The organism is Methylophaga pinxianii (genome assembly GCF_020447225.1).
GTDB lineage: Bacteria > Pseudomonadota > Gammaproteobacteria > Nitrosococcales > Methylophagaceae > Methylophaga > Methylophaga pinxianii.
The window spans coordinates 78,003-86,014 of sequence record NZ_JAJAEO010000184.1 but is presented as its reverse complement, the minus strand read 5'-3'; the positions used below and the strand labels follow the sequence as shown (position 1 = coordinate 86,014).

At 45.8% G+C, this 8,012-nt stretch carries 5 protein-coding genes; 2 read left to right on the top strand and 3 right to left on the bottom strand.

Annotation, left to right across the window (positions count from 1 at the left end):
* Positions 1 to 331 precede the first annotated feature (331 nt).
* The 3 genes from LGT40_RS13325 to LGT40_RS13315 all read right to left on the bottom strand — a co-directional run bounded on the left by LGT40_RS13325 (position 332) and on the right by LGT40_RS13315 (position 5,189).
* Positions 332 to 1,483, bottom strand: a complete 1,152-nt coding sequence (locus LGT40_RS13325) for a ribonucleotide-diphosphate reductase subunit beta (protein ID WP_226074154.1) — start codon at positions 1,481 to 1,483, stop codon at positions 332 to 334.
* Complete coding sequence (locus LGT40_RS13320) at positions 1,483 to 4,350, bottom strand: ribonucleoside-diphosphate reductase subunit alpha (RefSeq protein WP_226074156.1); 2,868 nt, start codon at positions 4,348 to 4,350, stop codon at positions 1,483 to 1,485. The genes LGT40_RS13325 and LGT40_RS13320 overlap by 1 nt, the downstream gene beginning before the upstream one ends.
* A 314-nt stretch (positions 4,351 to 4,664) precedes the next feature.
* The gene (locus LGT40_RS13315; RefSeq protein WP_226074158.1) at positions 4,665 to 5,189 is read right to left on the bottom strand and encodes a hypothetical protein; all 525 of its coding nucleotides are present in this window, start codon (positions 5,187 to 5,189) and stop codon (positions 4,665 to 4,667) included.
* A 293-nt stretch (positions 5,190 to 5,482) separates the two neighbouring features.
* Between LGT40_RS13315 and LGT40_RS13310 the strand changes: the two genes are divergently transcribed.
* Both LGT40_RS13310 and cydB read left to right on the top strand, forming a co-directional pair.
* The gene (locus LGT40_RS13310; protein WP_226074160.1) at positions 5,483 to 6,898 is read left to right on the top strand and encodes a cytochrome ubiquinol oxidase subunit I; all 1,416 of its coding nucleotides are present in this window, start codon (positions 5,483 to 5,485) and stop codon (positions 6,896 to 6,898) included.
* Positions 6,898 to 7,896 (top strand): cytochrome d ubiquinol oxidase subunit II, encoded by a 999-nt coding sequence (cydB, locus tag LGT40_RS13305; protein ID WP_226074162.1) that lies wholly within the window; start codon positions 6,898 to 6,900, stop codon positions 7,894 to 7,896. Before LGT40_RS13310 ends, cydB begins: the two co-directional genes overlap by 1 nt.
* Positions 7,897 to 8,012 lie beyond the last annotated feature (116 nt).

Sequence of the window (8,012 nt, the reverse complement as noted above, 5' to 3'; positions counted from 1 at the left end):
TTTTTTTTTGTGATGAGAGTTTTTTTGATTTGAGCTATTTCTCTGTATAACTGGGACAGCTTAGATAGTGATGCATACAGAGTTGGTTGAAACTTTGTTAGGTTGGTATTTGTGATTTTATGTGCCTTAATCTCACACAGATAACTCCAGCATATCTGATAGTTGAAATATGCTTCATCTATTTGTTGTCTTACACGACACTTATTCATAACTGAATAAACTATAAATTAGGTTTTAGCTCTAGGCATACTATTATCTTATTATCAATAAGCTTTTTAGATTCTCGAGCTACAAAAAAGCCGACTCAAGGTCGGCTTTTTTATTTAACTTGTCAGTCCCACTTCAAACCGCCCCCGGTTTGATATTCGGTGACCTTGGTTTCGAAGAAGTTTTTCTCCTTCCGCATATTGGCTTGTTCATCCAGCCAGGGCAGGGTGGCTTCTGCGCCTGGGAAGGGTTCTTCAAAACCGAGTTGTTTAGCACGGCGGTTGGCGGTGTAGCGGAATTGGCCGTGGTGGGCTTCTTTTGAGTAACCCAGAATCGGGTCACGCAGGATGTAGCCACCGTAGGTTGCTTCAGCCGCATCAGCTTCTTCGAACATTTCCTGGATTTTCTTGGGATCCAGTTTGACGTTTTCTTCTTTGATGATTTGTTTGCAAACACGAATACCAAACGAGGCGTGCATGACTTCATCACGCATGATGTATTGCAGCTGTTCGCCAGTACCTTTCATCAGACCTCGACGTTGCAGAGCAAAGATCGGTGAGAAGCCGTTATAGAACCAGCTGCCTTCGAAGATGCCGGCGAAGAACGCATAGGACATCACGAAGTTTTCCAGTTCGTCTTTATCACGCAGGTCGATATCGCTACGCATCACGGTATCCAGACGCTCATTAGCCAGTTTGATCTTTTGATAAATCTCAGGGACCACGCGGTAGCGGTTGTAGATTTCGCTTTGATCCAGACCAATGGTTTCGATGCAGTGCTGGTAGGTCCAGGTATGCAATGCTTCTTCATATACCTGACGTGCCTGATAAATCTGCAATTCCGGCGCGGTCATTTTTTCCATAACCGCCAGACCAATATTACGCATGGCGAGAATATCGGAGGTGGTCAGGTAGGACAGTACGTTTTCATAGACATGACGTTCTTCCAGCGTCAGTTTATGACGGTAGTCGTGAACGTCCTGCGCCATGTTGATATCGAGTGGCGTCCAGTGGTTTTTGTTGGCGTTTAAGAAGTAGTTCCACGCCCACGGATATTTGAATGGCGCAAGCTGATTGATATCAGCTTGCCCATTGACCACACGTTTGTCGTCTGCATTAATCGCTTTGGCATTCAATGGCGGCAATTCACTGACACTGGCCGTGGTTGGCTCGGGTGTGTCGAATTCATTGGCCGCTTGCTGCATAGGCGGAAGCAGTTCGTTGTCGACTTTGTCAGTTGCCGGTTTCTCGGCAAGTGGATCATCCCAGTTAAACATTATTGGCAAGCCTCGCAGTCTGGTTCCAAGATAGAACAGGCTTTCGGTGCATCCATACCTTCGCCTGAAATAAAGTCATCTTCTTGTTTGGCAACCGGCTTTAACACGGGTGGTGTAGACGGTTTAGCAGTTGTTGCTGTGGTTGGCGCAGTGCTGGTTTTCTCGGCACCGGTTGCGCCCATTGAACGCAGGTAATAAGTGGTTTTCAGGCCACGTACCCACGCCAGTTTGTACAGATTGTCCATTTTCTTACCGGATGGTTCCGCCATGTACAGGTTCAAGCTTTGTGCTTGATCCAGCCATTTTTGACGGCGTGACGCGGCTTCAATCAACCAGCGTGCATCCATTTCAAATGCGGTGGTATAAAGCGCTTTCAGTTCAGCCGGTACACGGTCAATGGCTTGCAAGCTGCCATCGTAGTATTTGAGGTCATTGATCATGACGTCATCCCATAAACCGCGTTGTTTCAAATCTTCAACCATATATGGGTTGATGACAGTGAATTCACCAGACAGGTTCGATTTTACAAACAGGTTCTGGTAAGTCGGTTCAATTGACTGGCTGACACCACAGATGTTTGAAATGGTGGCAGTCGGTGCAATCGCCATGGTGTTGGAGTTACGCATGCCTTGACGTTTGACTTTGTCACGCAGTGCATCCCAGTCCATGGTTTTGCTTTCGTCTTGTTGCAAATATTCGCCACGTGCTTCTTTGAGGATCTTGATAGAGTCAATTGGCAGAATGCCTTTGCTCCACAAGCTGCCTTCGTAAGATTTGTATTTGCCACGTTCTGCAGCCAAATCAGAAGACGCATCAATGGCGTAGTAGCTGACCGCTTCCATCGATTCATCAGCGAATTTCACCGCTTCTTCGGTGCTGTAAGGAATACGCAGTTTATACAACGCATCCTGGAAGCCCATGATGCCCAGACCGACAGGGCGGTGCAGCAGGTTGGAATGACGTGCTTGCGGTACGCTGTAATAGTTGTACTCAATAACGTTATCCAGCATACGCATAGCTGTTTTTACGGTGCGGTTAAGCTTTTCTTTATCCAGTTTGCCGTCAGCATCAATATGCTGAACCATGTTGATGGAGCCAAGGTTACAGACGGCGATTTCCTGATCAGATGTGTTAAGGGTGATTTCGGTACACAGGTTTGAGCTATGAACAACACCAACATGTTGCTGTGGGCTACGCAGGTTGCAAGGATCTTTAAAGGTAATCCAAGGATGGCCGGTTTCAAATAACATGCCGAGCATTTTGCGCCACAGGTCGGTGGCAGGCATGGTTTTGAAGTTACGGATTTCACCACGCGCCGCTTTTTCTTCGTATTCAGCGTAGGCTTTTTCGAATGCCAGACCGGTCAGATCATGCAGATCCGGCACTTCTTCTGGTGAGAACAAGGTCCATTGACCTTCTTCAGCCACACGTTTCATGAACAAATCCGGAATCCAGTTGGCAGTATTCATATCGTGGGTACGACGACGATCATCACCGGTGTTTTTACGCAGATCCAGGAATTCTTCAACGTCAATGTGCCAGGTTTCAAGATACGCACAAACCGCACCTTTACGTTTACCACCCTGGTTGACAGCTACAGCAGTGTCATTGGCAACTTTCAGGAACGGCACAACACCTTGTGATTTACCATTGGTGCCTTTGATATGCGCACCCAGACCACGAACACGAGTCCAGTCATTACCCAGACCACCGGCATATTTAGACAGCAGAGCGTTATCACGCATCGCGCTGTAAATTCCGCTTAAATCATCCGGTACGGTTGTCAGGTAACAAGAGGATAATTGTGGACGCAGGGTACCGGCATTAAACAATGTTGGCGTCGAGCTCATAAAGTCGAAAGACGACAGCAGGTTATAGAACTCAATGGCGCGGGCTTCACGATCGATCTCATTAATCGCCAGACCCATTGCCACACGCATATAAAAGGCTTGTGGCAATTCAAAACGAATACCATCAAAGTGAATGAAATAGCGGTCATACAAAGTTTGCAGACCCAGGTAGGTGAAGCTGAAATCATTTTCTGGTTTCAGTGCGCTACCCAGACGTTCCAGATCATAGAGGCCAAGTTCTGAATCAATCAGTTCGTGTTCAATAGCGGTTTTGATATAGGTTTTGAAATAGTCTTTATATTGATCAGCCATTTCACCTTGTGAAGCCTGGCGAGAGGTCTGGTAAACAAAGCTCAGTGCTTCACGACGGATGCTGTCCATCAACAGGCGAGCAGCCAGGGTGCTGTAAGCCGGATCTTTTTCGATAAAAGTACGGGCAGACATGACCAGTGCTTTTTCGACATCTTTTTCAGACACACCATCAAAGATATTACGTTGGGTATCACGCAGGATGGCCGCATTATCAACCTGGGCCAGACCTTCACAGGCTTCATCAATCAGGTTCCGCAAACGTTCAACATCCAACGGCTGGCGAGTGCCGTCATTCAACGTGACATGTAATGTGCTTTCATTGGCAGGTTGTGGATGTTTACGTTCTTCTTCAGCACGTTTTTGGGCTTGCTGTTCACGATAAACCACATAGGAGCGAGCCACTTTGTATTCGCCGGCACGCATCAAGGCAAGTTCAACCTGATCCTGAATATCTTCAATGTGCACCGTGCCACCATCATCCAGACGTCGCAGCAGGTTTTCACTGACTTGTTGTGTCAGCTCGGCAACGGTTTCATGAATACGTCGGCTATCTTTAGCGGCTTGACCTTCAACAGCTAAAAAGGCTTTAGTCAGCGCAATAGCAATTTTGCTGCTATTAAACTCGGTGACTTTGCCGTTACGCCGGATAACTTTGTAGCCGGTTTCAGAGGAGGGTTGGATGTAGTGTTCTGCTTCGCTCGCCATAGTGATTTTCCCTGCATTGTGTGGTAAGACTTTAAAAACGGCAAACCACAACAAATTGTGGTCGCAACATGATTGAACCACAAGATAATGTGTTTTTGAAGTCTTAGCAAGAGGATAAGTTGCACATAAATTGTGCATTAGATGTGGATAACTTTGCAGTGATCAGGCGGTAACTGAGACGCCATGCGCGATCACCGAATTTGACCCATTTTGGTGAAGAAAAAAAATATTTTTGCTTTAGTTGAAAACTGGTGGTCACGATCCTCTACGAGTCGAAAATGATCGACTCGTAGAGCGCAGACTGATATCTCAATTTAGAAGGTTTCACTCATCGAAATGGCCGAACCTTCGAGTAGTTTCTTGACCAGGTCAATTTCATCACCATCATCTGTTTGTACTATTACAGTCCAGTGATGCTCATGACTGGCTTCAACCGTTTTGGTAATTAACGGATCATGATCCGGACGGAGTGAAATTGCACCAGCGAGCATCATGCCGAACATGACACCAAAGAATACAAACACAAAGTAAGTATAAAGCGGGTTTGACTGGGTCATTTCAGGACCGCTTAACACCAGGGCAGTCGCAATTAAGGCCCCGACAATCATCCCAATCAGACCCAACCAGCCATGTGATTTAATAATCCCTTTGTAGATGCCACGACTTTCAGGCTCGATTTTCATACTAATGGCACTATCATCAGGTTTTACGATACTGATGACTTTTGATGAAATTCCATTATCAATGAGCTTCTGTTTAGCCGCATTAGCAGATACCTCATCACCAAAAACAGCCGCAACCCGGCCGGTATGTTTTTCATCTTGGATTTCTACTTCCATATCCATTTCTCCTGATTTACAAAAGTTACTTCATTCGATGGATTAATACGGTTTATATTGTTATAAAAATATGAAGCCATCAAACAATAGCTGTCATTCAGAATGACATTATTAATAGGTACGAATATCAGCTTAAACAATTCATTGCAAGCAGGGCTTAACCTATGTTGAAGTATCTTCATAGTATCAAGATAGACAAACAAGTCATTCGGACATCTCGTGAGAATGACGAGAACTGATCGGATAATCCTGCTGACTTAATATGTATATCGGCTGACAAGAGCGTCGGCAACATGACCTTCGGGGGTGCTATGGAACTGGATCCACTTATCTTGTCGCGCATTCAATTTGCCTTTGTGGTGTGTTTCCATGCCATATTTCCGGTGTTCACTATCGGTCTGGCAAGTTTCATTGCAGCTTTGGAGGCATTGTCGTTAAAGACAGGTAATCCACTGTGGCAAAGGCTTTCAAAATTCTGGATTCAGGTGTTTGCCGTCGTCTTTGGCATGGGGGTCGTGTCAGGCATCGTCATGTCGTTTCAGTTTGGTACCAACTGGAGTAATTTTGCTTACGCGACCGCCAATTTCTTTGGCCCCATCCTCAGCTATGAAGTAGTCACGGCATTTTTTCTCGAAGCAGGCTTTCTGGGCGTTTTATTATTTGGCCGTGATAAGGTTCCGCAGGGAGTGCATTTATTTGCTGCGATTATGGTGGCAGTAGGCACATTTATTTCTGCTTTCTGGATCTTATCGGCAAATTCCCTGTTGCATACACCCGATGGAATAACCGTCGAAAATGGTCTTTATTATGTGGATTCGTGGCGCGATGCCATATTTAACCCCTCATTCAAATTCCGATTTTTACACATGGGGATAGCCGCTTTTTTAACGGCTGCATTTGTGGTGGCCGGTGTCAGTGCCTGGTACCTGATGAACAAGCGTGAAGTCGAGGCAAATAAAAAAGCATTATCCATGTCGTTGTGGATGATTTTACTGTTAGCGCCAACCCAGGTGGTGGTAGGTGATTTTCATGGCGTTAATACCCTTAAGCATCAGCCGATGAAAGTGGCAGCAATTGAAGGGCACTGGGAAACCGGTACAGGAATACCCTTACTTTTGTTTGCTATTCCCGATAAAGAGGCACAGGAAAATCATTTTGAAATAGGCATTCCTAAACTTGGCAGTCTGATTCTGACCCATGATTGGGAGGGTGAAGTTAAGGGATTAAAAGAAGTCGCACCCGAAGATCAACCACCGGTCATCATCGTATTCTGGGCTTTCCGGGTTATGGTGGGATTGGGGACATTGATGGTGTTGTTTGGCTTGGCAGGGTTATTTTTACGTCGAAAACAGCGTTATCTGGAATGTCGCCCCTTTCTTAATGGCTTAAGAATGATGAGCTTTGCTCCTTTTATAGCGGTATTGGCCGGTTGGATTGTGACCGAAGTCGGCAGGGCGCCCTGGCTGATTTATGAGCAAATGCGTCATGCTGAGGGGCTGACGCCATCGTTAACGGGAGGGATGGCTTTGTTTTCGTTAACCGGTTATATCTTCGTGTATGCAATGATTTTCAGTGCAGGCGTATTCTATTTAATGAGCGTTCTCCGTGGGGGGCTAGAAACAGCCAATGCTGAACAAATCGATAGTGACGTGGAAAAAGCGCAACGTCCTATCTCGGCAGCCAATGCAAATCTGGATGGAGGACTGTAATGGATCAACCATTTGATTTAGTGATTATATGGGCAGGAATTATTGGCTTTGCTGTCATGATGTATGTACTGATGGATGGCTTTGATCTGGGGCAGGGCATATTGTATCCGTTTGCACCGGATGATCATTCACGCGACATTATGATGAACTCGGTGGCACCCGTGTGGGATGGCAATGAAACTTGGCTCGTTTTGGGTGGTACAGGAATATTGGCTGCCTTTCCATTGGTGTATTCCGTTTTATTGCCTGCTTTATATATAGGTGTGTTTTTAATGTTAGCCGGCCTCATTTTTCGCGGGGTAGCGTTTGAGTTTCGCTTCAAGGCAAATACCACCAAATATCTTTGGGATTGGGCTTTTGCCGGCGGTTCGTTTGTGGCTGCATTTGCTCAGGGCGCAGTGGTCGGGGCTTATGTTCAGGGCTTTGAAACCAACAATCTGGTGTATGTGGGCGGACCGCTGGATTGGTTGACACCTTTTACGATTATGACCGGGTTGGGCCTGGTCGCTGGTTATGCATTACTGGGTAGCACCTGGTTGATTATGAAAACCGAAGGTGAGTTACAACAATGGGCTTATAAAATTACGCCGATTTTGCTCATCATGGTGTTGGTCGTCTTTGGGGTGGTGAGTATCTATACCCCATTTGTGGACCAAGGTGTCTTAAACCGTTGGTTTAATGGTGTTTCAATAATCTGGCTGTTACCTGTTCTGGCACTTTATTGTGCTTTTCTGATATTTCGCGCGGTTAAAAAACAACAGGAAGGTATGCCTTTTGTCGCGACTATGGGATTGTTTTTATTTACCTATCTTGGCCTGCTGGCTAGTAAATGGCCTTATATTGTCCCACCCGATTACACGTTATGGGATGCGGCTTCAGCGTATGAATCACAGCTTTTTTTACTGCTGGGCTTTCTGTTTGTTATCCCAATTGTCATGGCCTATATTGCCTGGTCGTATTGGATATTCCGCGGTAAGGTAAAAGGGGGCTACCATTAGCCCAAACATTCCGAATATCGTCACGTAGTAAACCAAGCCCATTTGAATGGGGGCTGTGGTCGAAATGACAGTATTTCACTTATCAGGTTGGCATATCTCTAATGCTTCTCGTACTA